Source organism: Crenobacter sp. CS_VA4 (assembly GCF_055597485.1).
This window is the reverse complement of sequence record NZ_JBVMAE010000013.1, coordinates 76,366-95,906: the sequence shown is the minus strand read 5'-3', so window position 1 is coordinate 95,906 and position 19,541 is coordinate 76,366. Positions and strand designations below refer to the sequence as shown.

Here is a 19,541-nt window from a genome sequence, read left to right as displayed (position 1 = left end):
GCCCCCTGTTTTTGTTTCTTTCGGCCAACCTTGTTTGTATCGGGGGATCACGTCATGCTGCACTACGCCTTCCAGCCGGCCCGACTCGGCCGGCTCCAGCTCCCCAACCGCTTCATCAAGACCGCCACCTTCGAGGGCCGCACCCCGGGCGGGCGGATCGACGACGACGCCTGTGCGTTTCACGCGCGCTTTGCCGCGGGCGGCGTCGGGCTCACCACCGTCGCCTACTGCGCGGTGTCGGCCGACGCGCGCACCTTTCCCGACCAGCTGCAGGTGAACGAGCCCAATCTGCCGGCACTGACGCGGCTGGCAAGCGCGGTTCATCGCGCCGGCGGCGCGGTGTCGGGCCAGCTCGCGCACTGCGGCGGTTTCACCAAGGTGAAGCCGGTCGACACCCGCCGGCCGAAGGGGCCGTCGTTCGGGCTCAACGACTACGGCGTGCTGCACGGGGTGCCGTTTGCCGGCGCGATGAACGCGGCCGACATCGCCCGCACCGTGCGCCATTACGCCCGCGCCGCGGCGCTGCTCAAGCAGGCCGGCTTCGACGCACTGGAAATCCACATGGGTCACGGTTATCTGTTGAGCCAGTTCATCAGCCCGGTGAGCAACCGCCGCACCGGCGCGTACGGCGGCAGCCTGGCCAAGCGGATGCGGCTGCCGCTCGAGGTGCTCGCCGCGGTGCGCGCGGCGGTCGGCGACGGTTTTCCGCTGCTCGCTAAGATCAATCTTGATGATGGTCTACCCAACGGAGGACATGTCGGCGAGGCGGTCGAGGTGGCGCGCCAGCTGGAGCGGGGCGGCATCGACGCGCTGGTGTTGTCGGGCGGGCTGGTCAGCCGCAGCCCGATGTATCTGTTTCGCGGCGCGAGCCCGCTCGACGCGATGATCGAGCGCGAGCCGGCGGCGAGGGTGCGCGCGGCGATGCGGCTGTCCGGCGGCAAGCTGTTTCCGAGCCTGCCGTTCGCGCCGCTGTACTTTCGGGAGCAGGCCTTGCAGGTGCGCGAGGCGGTCGGCTGCGCGGTGGCGTATCTGGGCGGGGTCACCTCGGGCGCCGACGTCGCGCAGCTGATGCGCGACGGTTTCGACTACGTCTGCGTCGGCCGCGCCTTGCTGCACGACGCGGCCTTCGTGCAGAAGCTGGCGGCGAACCCCGGCCACGTCAGCGCCTGCAGCCACTGCAACCAGTGCGTCGCGACGATGAGCGATGCGGGCGGCACGCGCTGCGCGCTGGTCGCCTGACTGCGCGGAGGGCTGATTTTGCAGTACAATCCGGCAACCACCCGCACAAGGATAGCCAGATGTACCAGTCGGACTTCACCAAGTTTATGAGCGAATACCTCGACAAGAACCCGGCCGTAGAGAGCGAGCGTCGCGAGCTGCGCCTGACCTTGTGGGATTGCAAGCTCGACGCCAAGGAACAGCTGGGCTTCAAGGAAGCGCGCGTAGCGCAGAAGCCGTACGTCTATCAGCCGGAGTGATGTCGAGCGCGGCGCCTACCGCGCCGCTCGGCCAAGTTTGACGCCCGCTTGCGGGCGTTTGTCTTTGTAGGAAACGGTATGACCCGACACACGATTTCGCTCGACGCTTCGCTGGCCGACTACCTGCTCGCGATCGGCGTGACCGAGTCGCCGCTCTTGCGCGAGCTGCGCGAGGAAACCGCCGGCCATCGCCTGGCCAAGATGCAAATCGCCCCGGAGCAGGGCCAGCTGCTTAGCTGGCTGGTCAGGCTGATCGGCGCGCGCCGTTATCTGGAGATCGGCGTGTTCACCGGCTACAGCAGCCTGGCGGTCGCCCAGGCGCTGCCGGCGGACGGCGAGATCGTCGCCTGCGACGTCAGCGGCGAATTCACCCAGGTGGCGCGCCGCTACTGGGAGCGCGCCGGTGTCGCCGAGCGGGTGCGGCTGGTGCTGCAGCCGGCCACCACTACCTTGGCAGAACTGCTCGCCGCCGGCGAGGCAGGGCGCTTCGATCTGGCGTTCATCGACGCCGACAAGCCGTCCTACCCGGCCTATTTTGAAGCCTGCCTGCAGCTGGTGCGCCCGGGCGGCGTCATCGCCATCGATAATGTATTCCTCAACGGCCGGGTGGTGGCGCCGCGGCCGGAAGACCCGCCCGGCGTGCATATCCTTCATGAATTCAACGCCAGCGTCGTCAATGACGTGCGGGTCCATCCTGTCACCCTGCCGGTCGGCGACGGCCTGACGCTGCTGATCCGGCGCTGATCTCGCTCATCTTATCGACATATTTTTTTCGGCCAACCCGACCAGGTTGGCCGAAAATCCATCTAGCGCTGAACTTTCTGCCGCTTCGCAGGGTCTTTGCCTTCTGTCATCGAATCCCTTTGTGACGGGTGCTATTATGCCCCGGTCACCTTTGCGTTATTGATCATGCTGAATCGCCGTCCCCGCCGCCTGATGAATCAGATGAACGTGGTGCCCTACATCGACGTGATGCTGGTGCTCCTCGTGATCTTCATGGTTACCGCCCCGATGTTCACGCCGGGCGTGATCGACGTGCCGAGCGTGTCACACGCCAAGGCGTCCGACGCGCGACCGCTCGAGGTGGTCGTCAACGCCGACGGCACGCTCAAGCTCAGCGACGAGGGCGAGCAGCGCACGCTCGCCAGCCTCGACGAACTCAAGCAAGTGGCGCCGAGTGCGACCGCCGGTGACCGCCCGGTGGCCGTGTCCGCCGGCAAGGACCTGAAGTACGACATGGTGGTGCAGGTGGTGAACACGCTGCACGAAGCCGGCGTGAAGAAAGTCGCCCTGGTGGTGAAGACCGCCAAATGAGGCCCCGCCAGCACGCTAAACCTCCGCGCTGGCCGCTGGCGGCATCGATAGCCCTGCATCTGTTGCTGGTCGGCGGGCTGATCTGGGCCAATTTCCGCCAGCCGCCGCCGGCCGAGGAACTGCCGGCCTCGGTCGAGCTGTGGACCAGCGCGCCGCCACCGCCGCCGAGCGAGGCGGTCAGAGTGCCGGTAGCGCCGGCCAAGCCCGCGCCGGCCCCGGAGCCGACCCCACCGCTCGATACCCGCGACGCCGAGGTCAAACTCGGCAAGCAGGAGCCGAAACCGCACAAGCTGGTGGAACCGAAGCCGCAACCGGAAGCAAAGCCGAAGCCACAGCCGAAACCGGTCGAGCCGCCACCGCCGCCGGAGAAGAAACTGGCCGAGAAGAAACCGACCCCGGCACCGGAAAAACCCAAGGAAAAGCCGAAGCCGGCCCCGGTCGAGCCGCCGAAGCAGGCAGCTAAAACACACCCGTCCGGCAAGGGCACCAAGACCGCGCCGCGCTACAACAACGAAGCGGACGACCTGTTGTCGGCGCTCGACAGCACCAACACCACCCGCAAGGGCAACGCCAAGGCCGACCAGGCCGGCGGGCAGAGCGGCGCGGCCGGCGGCGTCGCCAGCGGCAAGGGCATCAACCTGAGCGGCTACAAGGCGCAGGTGGTCGCGCGGATCCGGCCGCTGGTGCGGATCCCGGAAGGCCTGCAAGGCAACCCGGCGGTCGAGGTGCGGGTTCGGGTGTTGCCGACCATGGAAGTGAATAGCGTCGAGCTGGTCAAGAGCAGCGGCAGCCCCGCTTACGACGAGGCGGTGCAGCGTGCCATCCGCGAAGCCGGCACCTTCCCGCCGCGCCCGAGCGGCGCCGACCCGGGCCAGTTCCGCTCCTTCAACCTGATTTTCCGTCCCAACTGAACGGCGGAACGAGACCCTACTAGAGGACTGCGATGCAACGACTGTTTTCCGACCGCCGCTGGATCTGGCTGGCCTTCCTGGCGGTGCTGCTGCCGCTGAGTGCGCGTGCCGAGGACATGACCATCGAGATCGTCGGCGGCGGGAGCAACCAACACGCGATCGCGGTGGTGCCGTTCAAGAACGAGACCAGCGGCGTCGCCGAGGCGCTGACCCCGGTGATCAAGAACGACCTGGCGCTGTCCGGCGCGTTCCGCATGGTGCCGACCGGCGGCGTCGCCAACGTGCCGTTTGCCGCCGCCGACGTGAAGTACCCGCTCTGGCAGGCGGTCGGCGCGCAGTCGGTCGCGGTCGGCAGCGTCGAGCCGGTCGGCGGCCAGTTCCGAATCAGCTTCGCGCTGCAGGACGTGGCGCAGAAGAAGACCCTCACCTCCGGCCAGTTCACCGTCGGCGCCGACCGCGCCCGCGACGTGGCCCACACCATCGCCAACATGATCTACGAGGCGATCACCGGCAAGAAGGGCATCTTCAACACCCGCATCGTCTACGTGCAGAAGATGGGCCATGAGTACCGCCTGCAGGTCGCCGACGTCGACGGTGGCCGGTCCCGTACCGTGCTGCGCTCCAAGGAGCCGATCATCTCGCCGTCGTGGTCGCCGGACGGCGGCAAACTCGCCTACGTGTCGTTCGAGACCAAGAAGCCGGTGGTCTGGGTGCAGGACCTGGCCACCGGCCAGCGCCGCATGGTCGCCAACTTCAAGGGCAGCAACTCGGCGCCGGCGTGGAGCCCGGACGGTTCGCGCCTGGCGGTGACGCTGACCACCAGCGGCAACTCGCAGGTCTACATCGTGCCAGCTACCGGTGGCTCGCCGCGCCGCCTGACGCATAGCGGTGCGATCGACACCGAGCCGGCATGGACCCCGGACGGCGGCAGCATCCTGTTCGTGTCCGACCGCGCCGGCGGCCCGCAGATCTACCGCATTCCGGCCAACGGCGGCGAGCCGCAGCGCCTCACCTATTCGGGCAGCTACAACGTCTCGCCGAAGGTGGCGCCGGACGGCAAGAGCTTCACCTACATCCGTCGCGAAGGCGGCCGCTTCCGGGTAATGATCCAGGACTTCGGCAGCAGCGACAGCCGCGTGCTGTCCGACAGCAGCTACAACGAACGACCGAGTTACGCCCCCAACGGCCAGCTGGTGCTGTACGCCAGCGACCAGGGCGGCAAGAGTGTGCTCTACGCCGCCACCACCGACGGCGGCAGCCGTGTGAAGCTCGCCGTGATCAACGGCAGCGTGCAAGATCCGGCCTGGGGGCCGTCGAGTAATCCGTAACGTCAGCCATAAGGAGAACAATGTATGAATTGGAAGCAAATCGCACTGGGTGCCGCCACCGTCCTCGCACTGGCCGCCTGCTCGAGCACCAAGCCGGCAGCCCCGGCGACGCCGGCTCCTGTCACGACGGGTAGCCAGAACAGCGGCGCCACCGCCGGCATGCAGCAGGGCGGCGGCGCCGATCCGCTGAACGATCCGAACGGCCAGCTGGCCAAGCGCAGCGTGTACTTCGACTTCGACTCCTCGTCGGTGAAACCGTCCGAGAAGCCGACCGTGGAAGCCCACGCCGCCTACCTCGCCGCTCACCCGGACCGCAAGGTGCAGATCCAGGGCAACACCGACGCGCGCGGCAGCCGCGAGTACAACCTGGGCCTGGGCCAACGCCGCGCCGAAAGCGTGAAGAACGCGATGCAGGTGCTCGGCGCCAAGGAAAGCCAGCTCGAAGCGACCAGCTACGGCAAGGAAAAACCGAAGGCTTCCGGCACCACCGACGCGGACTACGCCGAAAACCGTCGCGACGACATCGTCTACCAAGGTCAGTAAGCCCTCGGCATGACCGGATACTGGCCGGGGCCGCGCAAGCGCACCGGCCAGTAGTTTGTGCAGAGCCTGTTAGGAATCGGATCAGGCCATGTCAGAGTCGATTCCTAACAGGCCCAACGGAGATGACTAAATGAAAGCAGCGGTTTCGGCCGTACTGCTGGCCAGCCTGCTGGCCGGCTGCGCCACCACCGGCGATCTCGAAAATACCCGACGCCAGCTCGACACCGCCAACCAGCAGGCGCAGACGCGGCTGAGCAGCATCGAGTCCAAGCTGTCCAACGAGAAGCTGCTCGAAATGGTCAGCCAGGTGGAAAACCTGAAGGCCGAAGTGGCGCGCCTGCGCGGCGAGTCCGAGGTGCTCAACTACAATCTGCAGACCACGCAGAAGCGCCAGAACGACCTGTTCAACGACCTGGACTCGCGCCTGGCCAAGATCGAGGGTCACGCCAGCGCTGCCGCCAGCGGCAGCGCCGCAGCCCCGACCCCGGCCGACGGCGGTGCCAGCGCGGGCACCGCCCAGACCAGCCCGGATTACGACAAGGCGCTCGGCCTCTTGCGCAACCGCGACTTCGAGAAGGCGGTCGGCGCGTTGAAAAGCTTCATCGACGCCAACCCGGCCTCGCCGCAGGTGCCGGACGCGACCTACTGGCTCGGCGTCGCGCACACCGCGCTGCGCCAGTACGACGCCGCGATCGATATCCATCGCCGCTTCGTCGAACAATACCCGAGCAATCCGAAGGCGCCGGATGCGCTGCGCAACGTCGCCAACTGCCAGCGCGACCTCGACCAGGTCGACGTGGCCAAGAACACGCTGCGCCGCCTGATCAAGCTCTACCCGAAGAGTTCGGCGGCGGCCAAGGCGAAGGAACAGCTCAAGCATATGTAAGTGCGCTTTCGCGGCCCCGCCGTGCCGGCTGTCCTGTACAGCGCGGTATGCCGGGGCCGCTTTGTCATGCTTTACTCGTAAAATCTTGATTTGAAGAGAAGAATTTTATCGGGCCAAGCGCCGCCGCGTGGCGGCAAAGCCCCCGTCTTTCGGCAAAAATCGGGTAAAATGCCGGGCTTCCTCAATCAGCGAACGGGCTTTGCACCATGATCGACGTCGGCATCGTGATGGGTAGCAACAGCGACTGGGAAGTCATGCAGCACGCGGCGCGCGTGCTCAAAGACTTCGGCGTCGCCTTTGAAACGCGCGTGGTTTCCGCCCACCGCACTCCTGACCTCTTGTTCGAATACGCCGAAACCGCCGAAGCACGCGGTCTGAAGGCGATCATCGCCGGCGCCGGTGGCGCCGCCCACCTGCCGGGCATGCTGGCCGCCAAGACCCACCTGCCCATCCTCGGCGTACCGGTTCCGTCCAAATACTTGCGCGGCGAAGACTCGCTGCTGTCGATCGTGCAGATGCCCAAGGGCATTCCGGTCGCCACTTTCGCGATCGGCGAAGCCGGTGCGGCCAACGCCGCGCTGTTCGCGGTGGCACAGCTCGCCAATATCGATGCGAAGCTGGCCGAAGCGCTCAAAGCGTTCCGCGACAAGCAGAAAGAGACCGTGCTGGCGATGACGCTGCCGGAGGTGCAGTAATGGCGGCCATTCTCCCGCCGGCGATGCTCGGCATTCTCGGCGGCGGCCAGCTCGGCCGGATGTTCGTCGTCGCGGCCAAGACCATGGGCTACCGCGTCACCGTGCTCGACCCGGACGCCGAAGCGCCGGCCGCCGCGTTCGCCGACGTGCACCTGTGCGCGCCGTACAACGACCCGGAAGCACTGCGCACGCTGGCCAGTACCTGTGCCGCTATCACCACCGAGTTCGAAAACGTCAACGCCGAGGCGATGCGCTGGCTCGCCGGTCATACCCGGGTCAGTCCGTCAGGCGACGCGGTGGCGGTGGCGCAGAACCGTATCCTGGAAAAGAGCTGGATCAACAAGGCCGGCCTGCCGACCGCGCCGTTCCTGGCGCTGGAAACGGTCGACGACCTGCACGTCGACCTCACTGCCTACCTGCCGGGCATCCTGAAGACCGCGCGGCTCGGCTACGACGGCAAGGGGCAGATCCGCGTCGGCACACCGGGCGAGGCGCGCAGCGCCTACGCCAACCTCGGCGGCCAGGCCTGCGTGCTGGAGAAGCTGCTCGACCTGAAGCTGGAAGTGTCGGCGATCGTCACCCGCACCAGCCACGCGCAGGCGGCCTGTTTCCCGGTGGCGGAGAACCTCCACGAGAACGGCATCCTCGACATCAGCATCGTGCCGGCGCGGATCGAGCCGGCTCTGGCCGAACGGGTGCAGCAGATGGCGCTGCAGCTGGCCGACGCGCTCGACTACGTCGGCGTGCTGGCGGTGGAGTTCTTCGTGCTCGAGGACGACAGCGTGGTGGTCAACGAGATCGCGCCGCGTCCGCACAACTCCGGCCACTACACACTCGACGCGACGCTGACCAGCCAGTTCGAGCAGCAGGTGCGCGCGATGTGCGGCCTGTTGCCGGGCAAGACCGATCTGCTGTCGCCGGTGGTGATGGTGAACCTGCTCGGCGACGTCTGGCGGGATGACGGCGGCGAGCCGAACTGGGCGGTGCTGTGCGAGGCGCCCAACGCCAAGCTGCACCTCTACGGCAAGAAGGCCGCGCGCCCGGGCCGCAAAATGGGCCACTTCACCGTGCTGTCGGCCAAGGTCGACGACGCGCTGGAGCAGGCCGAGGCGCTGAAGGACACGTTGTAAGGAGACGAGGCGAAACGATACTGTTTCGCCTCTTTTGCATGCGACTGACCGGACTCAACCACCTGACGCTGGCGGTAAGCGATCTGGAGCGATCGTTTTCCTTCTATACCGAATTGCTCGGCGCCGCACCGCAGGCGCGCTGGGCGCGCGGCGCGTATCTGGCGGTCGGCGAACTGTGGCTGTGCCTGTCGCTCGACGCGGCGGCAAGCTCACGGCCGCATCCGGATTACAGCCACATCGCGTTCACGGCGACGCCGGACGGGTTTCCGCTCTGGGCGGCGCGCCTGGAAGCGGCCGGCGTCACGGTGTGGAAGGACAACCGCAGCGAGGGCGATTCGTTCTATTTCCTCGACCCGGACGGCCACAAGCTGGAACTGCATGTCGGCTCGCTGGCGAGCCGGCTGGCCGCCTGCCGCGACGCGCCGTATCAGGGCATGCGGTTTTTCGGTCGGGACGAGGAGTGATCGGCCGGGTCCGGCGTGAATAGGAGCCGCTAACAAAACCAGCGAAGCGATCCCGGCAAGGCAGTGCAACAACGCCGGGAGGGTTTTGTTAGCGGCTCTTAAGCCCATATCAATGCGGCTGCGGTGCGGGAGCTCGTCCGAGGGACGCCGCTTGTGCCGCGGTCGCGCAAAGAAGCATTGAAACATCTTGTGTTAAGGATCTGATGATGAGCACCGGCAATAACACCTCCAACCTGACCAGCCTGAAGAAGATCTACTCCGGCAAGGTGCGCGATCTGTACGAGATCGACGCCAAGCGCATGCTGATGGTCGCCACCGACCGCTTGTCGGCGTTCGACGTGATCCTCGACGAGCCGATCCCGGAGAAGGGCAAGATCCTCACCGCGATCTCCAACTTCTGGTTCGAACGGCTCAAGGACATCGTCCCCAACCACCTGACCGGCGACCAGCCGGCCGACGTGGTCAGCGCGGCAGAGCTGCCGCTGGTCGAAGGCCGCTCGGTGGTCGCCAAGCGCCTGAAGCCGGTGCCGGTGGAAGCGATCGTGCGCGGCTATCTGGCAGGCTCCGGCTGGAAGGAATACCAGCAAAGCGGCACGGTGTGCGGCATCCAGCTGCCGGCCGGCCTGAAGGAGGCCAGCAAGTTGGCCGAACCGATCTTCACCCCGTCGACCAAGGCGGCGGTGGGCGACCACGACGAGAACATCTCGTTCGAGCGCTGCGCCGACGAGGTGGGCCGCGAGCTGGCCGAACAGGTGCGCGACACCGCGATCGCGCTCTACAAGGCGGCCAGCGAGTACGCCGCCAGCCGTGGCATCATCATCTGCGACACCAAGTTCGAGTTCGGCCTCGACGAGGACGGCACGCTGGTGCTGATGGACGAGGCGCTGACGCCGGATTCCAGCCGCTTCTGGCCGGCCGACAGCTACGCCGAGGGCACCAACCCGCCGTCGTTCGACAAGCAGTTCGTGCGCGACTGGCTCGAAGCCACCGGCTGGAACAAGACCCCGCCGGCGCCGGCGGTACCGCTGGAGGTGCGTCAGAAGACCGCCGACAAGTACCGTGAAGCGCTGACCCGTTTGACCGAAAAATAATTGTGATGCGGCCCACTTGGGCCGCTTTTGCAATCATGACCACTGCGCTCGCTCCCTTGTCCACCGTCCGGCTCGAACTCGTACCGGCCAGTACCGCGCTCGCCAAGTCGCTGCTCGCCTTCGAGCTGGCCAACCGCGAACACTTCACCCGCTGGGACCCGACCCACGGCGACTTCTTCTTCACTGAGATGAACGCCAGGATGCGTCTGCGCCAGCGCGAGCGCGACTGGGAAGAGGGGCGCGGCGCCTGTTTCCTGCTGACGCCGAAGGGCGAGCCGCAGCGGGTGATCGGCCTGATCCATCTGTCGCAGATCGTGCGCGGGGTGTTTCAGGCCGGCTACCTCGGCTACAAGATCGACGAGGCGCACGAGGGGCAGGGGCTGATGCGCGAGGCGATGGTGGCGATGCTCGAGTTCGCCTTCGGCACGCTGCACCTGCACCGGGTCATGGCCAACTACCAGCCGGAGAACGAGCGCAGCGCGCGGCTGTTGAAACACTGTGGCTTCGCGATTGAGGGGCTGGCACGCGACTACCTGTTCATCAACGGTGCCTGGCGCGACCATGTGCTGACCGCGCGGACGAACCCGGACCCGACTTTCCGGCCCTAGGCTCGGTGTGCATGAAAAAACCGCCCGATCTCGGGCGGTTTTGCATTGTGCGGAGCGTTGATCAGGCCGCTTTCGGGTTGATCAGGATCTCGACACGACGGTTCTTGGCGCGGCCCTCGACGGTGTTGTTGTCGGCGATCGGTTGGGCCGGGCCGTAGCCGACCGAGTTGATCCGGGCGGCGGCAACGCCGCGGCTCTGCAGCACGTTCGCCACCGACTGGGCGCGGCGCTGCGACAGCGTCTGGTTGTACTGAGCGGTGCCGGTGCTGTCGGTGTGGCCGGCGACGGTGATGGTGGTGTCCGGGTACTGGGTCAGCACGCCGGCGACGTCGCCGAGGGTCTTCTGCGCGCTCGGGTTCACGTTGTATTTGTTGACCGGGAAGGTGATGTTTTCCGGCATCACCAGCTTGATCTGGTCGCCGACGCGCTGTACCGATACCTGGGTGTTGGCCAGTTTGTCGCGCAGCAGTTTTTCCTGATAGTCCATGTAGCCGCCGACACCGGCGCCGACTACGCCGCAACCGAGCGCGGCGTTGCGCGCGCCCTTGGCACCGTGGGTCAGGCCGCCGACGACGCCGCAGGCAGCGGCCGCGCCGAGGCCGTACATCGCGGTCTTGCTCATCTCGCTCTGACCGGTTTGCGGGTTGGTGGTGCAGGCGCTGGCGGCCAGTGCGCCGGCGATGGCAAGAACGAGCGCAGGGCGGGTGATTTGCATCATGGGTTAAAGCTCCATAGGCGGGGAAGGGCATGGCCCTGTCTGTCGGGGAGGCAGGCTGCTGCGTAGGGCTGCCGAATGACCATAAGCATACGGTAATTTTTCTGCGGTGCCAGCCGAGTGTGCTGATAGTAAACCCGCTTCCTACGGCAGATTGTTTCACATCAACGACTTAACGCGGCATTGCTTAAAGTTTACTAACAAAAAAGTCGAACTTTTAGGCGGGCATCCCGGACGCCTACCTTGTCATACCGTTCAGGCGGCCGCGCGGTGTCGGCCGTCGGCGTGGTGATTACAGGCCATCCTGCTCAGAGCCGTGCCAGCTCCGCCGTATCCAGCTCGCCGGTCTGCAGCCGCCACAGCCCGGCGTAGACGCCGCCGGCCGTCAAGAGCGACTCGTGCGTGCCGGTTTCGACCAGCCGGCCGTGCTCCATCACGTGGATGGTGTGGGCGTGCCGCACCGTCGACAGCCGGTGCGCGATCACCAGCGTGGTGCGGTCGGCCGAGATGCGCGCCAGCGAGCGCTGGATCGCCGCCTCGGTCTCGTTGTCGACCGCGCTGGTCGCCTCGTCGAGCACCAGGATCGCCGGGTTCTTCAGGATCGCGCGCGCCAGCGCGAGGCGCTGGCGCTGCCCGCCGGACAGCTTCTGACCGCGTTCGCCGATCGGCGTGTCGTAACCCTGCGGCAGCCGGGCGATGAACTCGTGCGCCTCGGCGGCGCGCGCGGCGGCTTCGATCGCGGCGCGCGGCGTATCCGGCTGGCCGTAGGCGATGTTGTCGGCGACGCTGCCGTCGGTCAGGAACACGTCCTGGCTGACGTAGCCGATCGCGCGGCGCAGGTCCGACAGGTGCAGCGCCGAAATGTCGCGGCCGTCGAGGCGGATGGCGCCGCGATCCGGCTGGTAGAAGCGCAACAGCAGCTTGATCAGCGTGCTCTTGCCCGAGCCGGTCGAGCCGACGAAGGCGACCGTCTGGCCAGCCGGCACCGAAAGGTCGATGTCGTGCAGGGTCGGCGTATCGCCGTAGGCGAAGTTGACGCGGTCGAACTGGAGCGCGCCGCGCGGCGCTTCGGCCAACCTTTCGCCCTCGTAGGCGATCGCGATCGGCACGTTCAGCACGTTGAGCACCCGCTCGATCGACGCCATCGAGCGCTGGTACAGGTCGGCGATTTCGGCGAGCCCGGTGAACGGCCACAACAGTCGCTGCGTCAGGTAGACCAGCACGCTATAGCTGCCGACGCCGAGCTCGCCGTGGAGGGTCAGCCAGCCGCCGTAGACCAAGGTGGTGACGAAGCCGGCCAGAATCGCCATTCGGATCACCGGGGTGATCGCGGCGGCGAGGCGGATCGCCCGGGCGTTGGTGGTGCGGTAGCGTTCGCTCGCCTCGCGGATGTGCTCGGCCTCGAACTCTTCCGCCGTGAACGCCTTGATGGTGGCGAGGCCGAGCAGGTTGTTGCTGAGTCGGCCGTTGATCACCCCGGCCGATTCGCGCACCGCCGCGTAACGCGGCGCGAGCTTGCGCTGGAACCAGAAGGTGCCGAACAGGATCAGCGGCACCGGCGCCAGCGCCAGCCACGCCAGCTGCGGCGCCAGCACGAAGAACACAATGCTGACCAGGATCGACGAGCTGGTCACCTGCAGGATGCTGTTGGCGCCGCCGTTGAGGAAGCGCTCCATCTGGTTGATGTCGTCGTTGAGGATGGACATCAGGTTGCCGGTGCTCTTGCTCTCGAAGTAGCCGAGCGGCAGCTGCTGCACATGGCGGTAGGCGTCCAGACGCAGCCGGTGTTGCAGGCTCTGCGCCAGGTTGCGCCACTTCACCTCGTAGAGAAACTGGAACAGCGACTCGCCGCCCCAGATCAGTACGGTCAGCACGCCGAGCCAGAGCAGTTGCTCGAAGGTGTCCTTGAGGCCGAAGCGCGCCAGGAACGACGCCTGCTTGTTGACGACCACGTCGACGGCGACGCCGATCAGCACCTCGGGCAGGATGTCGAAGAACTTATTGGCGACCGAATAGACGCTGGCGAGCAGCGCGTCGCGCCGATAGTCGCGCGCGTAGGCGAACAGGCGGGAGAGGGCGTTCATGCGGATTGGATGGCAGGGGCAAAACGACATTCTACGCCGGCTGATGTAGCATCCTGCAAATGGACGCAACCCAGACCACAAGGACGATGATGGATACCGAAACCCAGCGCGAGCTGACGATGACGCTGCTGATGACCCCGGACATGGCGAACTTCTCCGGCAATGTGCACGGCGGCGTGCTGCTGAAGCTGCTCGACCAGGTCGCCTACGCCTGTGCCAGCCGCTACGCCGGCGCCTACGTGGTGACGCTGTCGGTCGACCAGGTGCTGTTCAAGCAGCCGATCCACGTCGGCGAACTGGTCACCTTCCTCGCCTCGGTCAACTACGTCGGCACCACCTCGATGGAGATCGGCATCAAGGTGGTCGCCGAGAACATCCGCGCGCGCACCGTGCGCCACACCAACAGCTGCTACTTCACCATGGTGGCGCTCGACGAGGGGGGCAAGACCGTGGCGGTGCCTCCACTGACGCTCGACAACGACACGCACAAGAAGCGCTTCCGCGAGGCCGAGATCCGCAAGAAGATGCGTATCGAGGCGGCCGAGCGGATGCGCGAGAGCGCGCAGTGAGCGAGCCGTTCCGGCTGGTCCACACCGACCCGCGCTTCTACCTGATCGACAAGGCGCCCGGCGTCAATTTCCACTCCGAGGACGACGAAGCGGGGCTGCTGCCCTTGCTGCGCGACGGGCTCGGCGACGCGGCGCTGTGGCCGGTGCACCGACTCGACAAGGTGACGTCCGGACTGATCCTGATCGCCCGTTCGGCCGACGTGGCCAAGCAGCTGGGAGAGCACTTCGCTGGGCACCGCATCGACAAGTTCTACCTGGCGCTGTCGGCCGGCAAGCCGAAGAAGAAGCAGGGCTTGGTGCGCGGCGACATGGCCAAGGGCCGTGGCGGCGCGTGGAAGCTGTTGCACAGCGCCGAGAGTCCGGCGGTCACGCAGTTCTTCTCGGCGGCGGCCGAACCGGGCGTGCGCGCCTTCCTGCTGCGGCCGCGCACCGGCCGCACCCACCAGCTGCGCGTCGCGCTCAAAAGCATAGGCGCGCCGATACTCGGCGACGCGCTATACGGCGGCGATCCGTCCGACCGGACCTATCTGCACGCGTACGCGCTGGCGTTCGAGCTCGGCGGCGAAGCGTTCCGCTTCGTCTGCCCGCCGTCGATCGGCCGCCATTACGGCGCCTCAGCGTTGGCCGAACGGCTCGCCGGTGAGTGGGCCGAGCCTTGGGCCTTGCCCTGGCCGAGCGTCTGAGCAAGACATGAAAAAACGCCACCCGAGGGTGGCGTTTTTTCATGGTTTCCCACGAACTCGTGGCAACACGGTGCCGGTTCAGGAAAGGGGCGCCCGTCCATCGACATGGGAAAGGCCGCCGTTAGGAATGGGCGACCTCAGGGTCTTATCGGCATGGCGCTGGTGCACTTGATTTCATCGAGGCAAACGCTGGACTTCACCCCGCTCACCCCCGGAATACGCATCAGCGTATCGAGCAGAAAGTCCGACAGCGACTTCAGGTCGCGCGCGACAACCTTCAACACATAGTCGACTTCCCCCGTCACCGAGAAACACTCCTGAATCTGGGCCAGCTCCGCCACCAGCTCCTTGAACTTCGACAAGTCCCGGATGTGGCCACGCTCCATGGTGACCTGGATGAAGGCCACCACGTCGAAGCCCAGGCCTTCCGCGCTCAGCCGGGTTTCATAGCGCTTGATGATGCCAATCTCCTCCAGTCGCCGGTGACGGCGCAGCGTCTGAGCCGGCGACAGCCGTACCGCGTCTGCGAGTTCGAGGTTGGTGGCCCGTCCATGCTCCTGCAGAAAGCTCAGGATGCGGCGGTCAATTTGGTCCAGTTCGATGGCGTGCAATCTGATTTCCTAGTGCAATTATTCTATGAAATTTTATTGTGAAACATGCGGTTTGATGCCGTCATTATGCAATCCTATTTTGTGGCGTCAAGCATAGACTGATCGTCGCAGTCAGCAAAATACCAAGGATAAACAGAGGAGTATCGGCCGTCGCTTGCAGCGATCGTGCCGATCGAACGCGATAAAGTTTGTGCAACTTTATTTCGTTTTTGTCGCCACCCCGTTTCGGAATTGAACACACGATGAAAGAACTGCTGAACCGATTCGAGACCAAGGCCCCGGAGATCGTCTTCGAGTGGCACGACAGTGAAACCCCGGCTAAGGGCTGGGTGGTCATCAACTCGCTGCGCGGCGGCGCCGCTGGCGGCGGCACCCGCATGCGCAAGGGCCTGGATCGTCGCGAGGTCGAGTCGCTGGCCAAGACGATGGAGGTGAAGTTCACCGTATCCGGCCCGCAGATCGGCGGGGCCAAGTCCGGCATCGACTTCGACCCGGCCGACCCACGCAAGGAAGGGGTGCTGCGCCGCTGGTATCAGGCGGTCATCCCACTGCTCAAGGCCTATTACGGCACCGGCGGCGACCTGAACGTGGACGAGATCCACGAGGTGATCCCGATGACCGAAAGCCTGGGCCTGTGGCACCCGCAGGAAGGCGTGGTCAACGGCCATTTCAAGCCGAGCGAGAGCCAGCGCATTCAGCAGGTGGGTCAGCTGCGCGTGGGCGTGTCCAAGGTAGTGGAAGACGCCGCCTACACCCCGGCCCCGGAGCGCAAGTACGTGGTCGCGGACCTGATCACCGGCTGGGGCGTGGCCGAGTCGGTGGCGCACTACTACCGCATTTACGGCGGCGAGCTCGCCGGCAAGCGCGTGATCGTGCAGGGCTGGGGCAACGTCGGTGCGGCGGCCGCCTACTATCTGGCCAAGGCCGGCGCGAAGATCGTTGGCATCATCGACCGCGACGGCGGCTTGCTCAAGCCAGAAGGCTTCAGCTTCGACGAGGTGCGCGAGCTCTACCTCAACAAGCGCGGCAACCAACTCGCGGCTGAATCCATGGGGGGTATGCTGCCGTTCGCCGAAATCAACCAGCAGATCTGGAGCGTCGGCGCCGAGGTGTTCCTGCCGTGTGCGGCCTCCCGCCTGATTACCCGTGAGCAGCTCGACCAGCTGGTCGGCGCCGGGTTGGAGGTAATTTCCAGCGGTGCCAACGTGCCATTCGCCGATGCCGAGATCTTCTACGGCCCGATCTACCAACACGCCGACTCCAAGGTGGCGGTGATCCCGGACTTTATCGCCAACTGCGGCATGGCGCGCGCCTTTGCGTTCCTGATGCAGGGCGGCATCGAGATCTCCGACGCCGCCATCTTCAGCGATGCCTCCACCACCATCGCGCAGGCGCTCGAGCGCTGTCACGCCAGCTCGAGCCAACGCACCGAAATCGCCAGCACCGCCTTCGAAATCGCGCTGCAGCAACTCGTCTAAGGGAGCAAGCCATGACCGATCTGTTTGAAAACCCGATGGGCTTGATGGGCTTCGAGTTCGTCGAATTCGCCTCGCCGACTCCGAATCTGCTGGAACCGCTGTTCGAGCAAATGGGTTTCAGTCTGGTGGCACGTCACCGCTCCAAGGACGTGCTGCTGTACCGCCAGGGCGAGGTCAACTTCATCGTCAACCGCGAGCCGAACAGCCCGGCCGCCTATTTCGCCGCCGAACACGGCCCGAGCGCCTGCGGCATGGCGTTCCGCGTGCGCGACTCGCACAAGGCCTATGCCCGTGCGCTGGAGCTGGGCGCGCAGCCGGTGGAGATCGCCACCGGTCCGATGGAGCTGCGCCTGCCGGCGATCAAGGGCATCGGCGGCGCGCCGCTGTACCTGATCGACCGTTTCGAGGAAGGTAAGTCGATCTACGACATCGACTTCGAATTCATCGACGGCGTTGACCGCCATCCGGTCGGGCACGGCCTGAAGCTGGTCGACCACCTGACCCACAACGTCTATCGCGGCCGCATGGCGTACTGGGCCGGCTTCTACGAGAAGCTGTTCAACTTCCGCGAGATCCGCTACTTCGACATCCAGGGCGAATACACCGGTCTGACCTCGAAGGCGATGACAGCGCCGGACGGCAAGATCCGCATCCCGCTCAACGAGGAGTCGTCCAAGGGCAGCGGCCAGATCGAAGAATTCCTGATGGCGTTCAACGGCGAAGGCATCCAGCACATCGCCTTCTTGACCGACGACCTGATCGAAGTGATCGACAAGCTGCAGATGGCCGGCGTGCCGCTGATGACCGCGCCGAACGACTACTACTACCAGGGGCTCGACGCGCGCCTACCGGGCCACGGCCAGCCGGTCGACCAACTGCAGGCACGAGGCATCCTGCTGGACGGCACCACCGAAGCCGGCAAGCCGCGCCTGCTGCTGCAGATCTTCTCCAAGACCCTGCTCGGCCCGGTGTTCTTCGAATTCATCCAGCGCAAGGGCGACGAGGGCTTCGGCGAGGGCAACTTCAAGGCCTTGTTCGAATCGCTGGAGCGCGACCAGATCGCGCGCGGCGCGCTCAAAGTGGAGGCGTGAGATGAAGATCGACCGCATCCACCACGTCGCGTACCGCTGCCGCGACGCCAGAGAGACGGTGCTGTGGTACCAGAAGATGCTGAAGATGGACTTCGTGCTGGCCATCGCCGAAGACCTGGTGCCGTCGACCAAGCAGCCCGACCCGTACATGCACGTGTTCCTCGACGCCGGCAACGGCAACGTGCTGGCCTTCTTCGAACTGCCGACCCAGCCCGAGATGGGCCGCGACCCGAACACGCCGGCCTGGGTGCAGCACATCGCGTTCAAGGTCAAGGACCGCGCCGAACTGCTCGAATTCAAGGCACATCTGGAGGCCAACGGCGTCGAGGTGCTCGGGGTGACCGACCACGGTGCCTTCCATTCGATCTACTTCTTCGATCCGAACGGCCATCGCCTCGAGCTGGCCTGCCCGGACCCGGAAGAGGTCGCCATGCTGCAGCGCCTCGACGCGGTCAAGTGGGACATGTTGAACGAGTGGGCCGAGACCAAGCGCGCGCCCAAGCACGCCGATTTCCTGCACCAGCGCGAGTTCGAGCAATGAGCCATCTCAACGAAACCCACGACCCGGCGCTGACGAGCTGGGTCGATTCGGCCAACCGCGCCGGCCAGGACTTCACCATCCAGAACCTGCCGTTCGGCGTGTTCCGCCGCGCCGGCAGCGACGAGGCGTTCCGCGGCGGCGTGGCGATCGGCGACGAGATCGTCGATCTTGCCGCGCTGGCCGCCACCGGCGTGGTCGACGGCGCCGCGGCCCAAGCGCTGGCGGCCTGCACCGGCCCGGCGCTCAACGCCTTCATGGCGCTCGGGCCGCAAGCCTGGAGCAGCCTGCGCCTGGCGCTGTCGCGCGCGCTGCGCAGCGGTTCGGCGCTCGCCGACGCGGTGCACGCCTGCCTGGTGCCGCAGGCACGGGCCGAGTACACCGTGCCGGCGCGCATCGGCGACTACACCGATTTCTATACCTCGATCCATCACGCCACCAACGTCGGCCGGCTGTTCCGCCCGGACAATCCCTTGCTGCCCAACTACAAGTGGGTGCCGATCGGCTACCACGGCCGCGCCTCGTCGATCGGCGTGTCCGGCCAGAGCTTCGTGCGCCCGCTCGGCCAGACCCTGCCGCCTGGCGCCGACAAGCCGAACTTCGGCCCGAGCCAGCGCCTCGACTACGAACTGGAGCTCGGCATCTTCATCGGCAGCGGCAATACGCTGGGTACTCGGATTGATCTGGACGACGCCGAAGAGCATGTGTTCGGCCTGTGCTTGCTGAACGACTGGTCGGCGCGCGATCTGCAGGCCTGGGAATACCAGCCGCTCGGCCCGTTCCTCGCGAAGAACTTCGCCACCACCCTCTCGCCGTGGATCGTGACGCTCGAGGCGCTGGCGCCGTACCGCACCGAATGGACCCGCCCGGCGGAAGACCCGCAGCCGCTGCCTTACCTGGAATCGGCCACGCTGCGTCGTGAGGGCGCCATCGATATCCAGCTGGAAGCCTGGCTGCAGACGGCGCAGATGCGCGAGGCGGGCGAGCCGGCCACGCGGCTGTCGAGCACCAGTTTCCGCCACTCGTACTGGAGCGTGTCGCAGATGGTCGCGCACCACACCGTCAACGGCTGCGGCCTGCAACCGGGCGACCTGCTCGGCAGCGGCACCGAATCCGGTCCGACCCCGGAGGAGGCCGGCTCACTGCTGGAGCTGACCGTCGGCGGCAAGCAGTCGCTGGCGCTGCCCAACGGCGAGACGCGCCGCTTCCTCGAAGACGGCGACACGGTGATTCTGCGCGGTGCGTGCGAGAAGCCCGGGGCGGCGCGGGTCGGTTTCGGCGAAGCGCTCGGGCGTGTGCTGCCTGCGGTTAACTAATTCGGAGC

At 66.1% G+C, this 19,541-nt stretch carries 22 protein-coding genes; 19 read left to right on the top strand and 3 right to left on the bottom strand.

The features are described 5' to 3' along the window. The first annotated feature begins 54 nt into the window (after positions 1-54). The 13 genes from ACZ2IA_RS13860 (at position 55) to ACZ2IA_RS13800 (ending at position 10,448) form a co-directional block, all read left to right on the top strand. Complete coding sequence (locus ACZ2IA_RS13860) at positions 55-1,239, top strand: NADH:flavin oxidoreductase (protein ID WP_470293172.1); 1,185 nt, start codon at positions 55-57, stop codon at positions 1,237-1,239. Positions 1,240-1,298: 59 nt separating this feature from the next. After that, a complete protein-coding gene (locus ACZ2IA_RS13855) occupies positions 1,299-1,478 on the top strand; it encodes a DUF3460 family protein (RefSeq protein WP_470293171.1) in 180 nt (59 codons plus the stop codon). A 78-nt stretch (positions 1,479-1,556) separates the two neighbouring features. After that, a complete protein-coding gene (locus ACZ2IA_RS13850) occupies positions 1,557-2,222 on the top strand; it encodes a class I SAM-dependent methyltransferase (RefSeq protein WP_470293170.1) in 666 nt (221 codons plus the stop codon). 165 nt (positions 2,223-2,387) lie between these two features. Next, entirely contained in the window at positions 2,388-2,792 is a 405-nt protein-coding gene (locus ACZ2IA_RS13845; RefSeq protein ID WP_470293169.1) for a biopolymer transporter ExbD, read from the top strand. After that, on the top strand, positions 2,789-3,703 hold the full coding sequence (tolA, locus tag ACZ2IA_RS13840) for a cell envelope integrity protein TolA (protein ID WP_470293168.1): 915 nt from the start codon (positions 2,789-2,791) through the stop codon (positions 3,701-3,703). Before ACZ2IA_RS13845 ends, tolA begins: the two co-directional genes overlap by 4 nt. Before the next feature lie 32 nt (positions 3,704-3,735). Beyond that, on the top strand, positions 3,736-5,031 hold the full coding sequence (gene tolB / locus ACZ2IA_RS13835; RefSeq protein WP_470293167.1) for a Tol-Pal system beta propeller repeat protein TolB: 1,296 nt from the start codon (positions 3,736-3,738) through the stop codon (positions 5,029-5,031). 24 nt (positions 5,032-5,055) lie between these two features. Continuing rightward, entirely contained in the window at positions 5,056-5,574 is a 519-nt protein-coding gene (gene pal / locus ACZ2IA_RS13830) for a peptidoglycan-associated lipoprotein Pal (RefSeq protein WP_470293166.1), read from the top strand. A 130-nt stretch (positions 5,575-5,704) separates the two neighbouring features. Beyond that, a complete protein-coding gene (gene ybgF, locus ACZ2IA_RS13825) occupies positions 5,705-6,460 on the top strand; it encodes a tol-pal system protein YbgF (protein ID WP_470293165.1) in 756 nt (251 codons plus the stop codon). Between the two features lie 206 nt (positions 6,461-6,666). After that, positions 6,667-7,155, top strand: coding sequence for a 5-(carboxyamino)imidazole ribonucleotide mutase (gene purE / locus ACZ2IA_RS13820; protein WP_470293164.1), 489 nt, complete (start codon positions 6,667-6,669; stop codon positions 7,153-7,155). After that, a complete protein-coding gene (locus ACZ2IA_RS13815; RefSeq protein ID WP_470293163.1) occupies positions 7,155-8,285 on the top strand; it encodes a 5-(carboxyamino)imidazole ribonucleotide synthase in 1,131 nt (376 codons plus the stop codon). The genes purE and ACZ2IA_RS13815 overlap by 1 nt, the downstream gene beginning before the upstream one ends. 38 nt (positions 8,286-8,323) lie before the next feature. Next, positions 8,324-8,749 (top strand): fosfomycin resistance glutathione transferase, encoded by a 426-nt coding sequence (gene fos, locus ACZ2IA_RS13810; RefSeq protein WP_470293162.1) that lies wholly within the window; start codon positions 8,324-8,326, stop codon positions 8,747-8,749. A 206-nt stretch (positions 8,750-8,955) separates the two neighbouring features. Next, positions 8,956-9,840 (top strand): phosphoribosylaminoimidazolesuccinocarboxamide synthase, encoded by an 885-nt coding sequence (locus ACZ2IA_RS13805; protein WP_470293161.1) that lies wholly within the window; start codon positions 8,956-8,958, stop codon positions 9,838-9,840. Between the two features lie 35 nt (positions 9,841-9,875). Continuing rightward, complete coding sequence (locus ACZ2IA_RS13800; protein ID WP_470293160.1) at positions 9,876-10,448, top strand: GNAT family N-acetyltransferase; 573 nt, start codon at positions 9,876-9,878, stop codon at positions 10,446-10,448. A gap of 61 nt (positions 10,449-10,509) precedes the next feature. Here the strand turns inward: ACZ2IA_RS13800 and ACZ2IA_RS13795 are convergent, their stop codons facing one another. Together ACZ2IA_RS13795 and ACZ2IA_RS13790 are read right to left on the bottom strand one after the other, a co-directional pair. Continuing rightward, positions 10,510-11,163 (bottom strand): YiaD family glycine zipper/OmpA-like lipoprotein, encoded by a 654-nt coding sequence (locus tag ACZ2IA_RS13795; RefSeq protein ID WP_470293219.1) that lies wholly within the window; start codon positions 11,161-11,163, stop codon positions 10,510-10,512. A 308-nt stretch (positions 11,164-11,471) separates the two neighbouring features. Next, positions 11,472-13,247: an ABC transporter ATP-binding protein gene (locus tag ACZ2IA_RS13790; protein ID WP_470293159.1), complete on the bottom strand. Its 1,776-nt coding sequence runs from the start codon at positions 13,245-13,247 to the stop codon at positions 11,472-11,474. A gap of 86 nt (positions 13,248-13,333) precedes the next feature. Here ACZ2IA_RS13790 and ACZ2IA_RS13785 point away from each other — a divergent pair, with 86 nt between their 5' ends. Both ACZ2IA_RS13785 and ACZ2IA_RS13780 read left to right on the top strand, forming a co-directional pair. Next, positions 13,334-13,816, top strand: coding sequence for an acyl-CoA thioesterase (locus ACZ2IA_RS13785; protein ID WP_470293218.1), 483 nt, complete (start codon positions 13,334-13,336; stop codon positions 13,814-13,816). Further along, positions 13,813-14,499: a TIGR01621 family pseudouridine synthase gene (locus tag ACZ2IA_RS13780; RefSeq protein ID WP_470293158.1), complete on the top strand. Its 687-nt coding sequence runs from the start codon at positions 13,813-13,815 to the stop codon at positions 14,497-14,499. The genes ACZ2IA_RS13785 and ACZ2IA_RS13780 overlap by 4 nt, the downstream gene beginning before the upstream one ends. Before the next feature lie 137 nt (positions 14,500-14,636). Here the strand turns inward: ACZ2IA_RS13780 and ACZ2IA_RS13775 are convergent, their stop codons facing one another. Then, entirely contained in the window at positions 14,637-15,110 is a 474-nt protein-coding gene (locus ACZ2IA_RS13775) for an Lrp/AsnC family transcriptional regulator (RefSeq protein ID WP_470293157.1), read from the bottom strand. A 242-nt stretch (positions 15,111-15,352) separates the two neighbouring features. Here ACZ2IA_RS13775 and ACZ2IA_RS13770 point away from each other — a divergent pair, with 242 nt between their 5' ends. From ACZ2IA_RS13770 to fahA, 4 genes are read left to right on the top strand one after another with little or no spacing between them, the layout of a single operon-like run. After that, complete coding sequence (locus tag ACZ2IA_RS13770) at positions 15,353-16,588, top strand: Glu/Leu/Phe/Val dehydrogenase dimerization domain-containing protein (RefSeq protein ID WP_470293156.1); 1,236 nt, start codon at positions 15,353-15,355, stop codon at positions 16,586-16,588. An 11-nt stretch (positions 16,589-16,599) separates the two neighbouring features. After that, positions 16,600-17,679, top strand: a complete 1,080-nt coding sequence (hppD, locus tag ACZ2IA_RS13765; RefSeq protein ID WP_470293155.1) for a 4-hydroxyphenylpyruvate dioxygenase — start codon at positions 16,600-16,602, stop codon at positions 17,677-17,679. Between the two features lies 1 nt (position 17,680). Further along, complete coding sequence (locus tag ACZ2IA_RS13760; protein WP_470293154.1) at positions 17,681-18,220, top strand: VOC family protein; 540 nt, start codon at positions 17,681-17,683, stop codon at positions 18,218-18,220. Beyond that, positions 18,217-19,533 carry a fumarylacetoacetase gene (gene fahA / locus ACZ2IA_RS13755; protein ID WP_470293153.1) on the top strand — a complete coding sequence of 439 codons (1,317 nt, stop codon included), beginning with the start codon at positions 18,217-18,219 and terminating at the stop codon, positions 19,531-19,533. Before ACZ2IA_RS13760 ends, fahA begins: the two co-directional genes overlap by 4 nt. Positions 19,534-19,541: the final 8 nt, after the last annotated feature.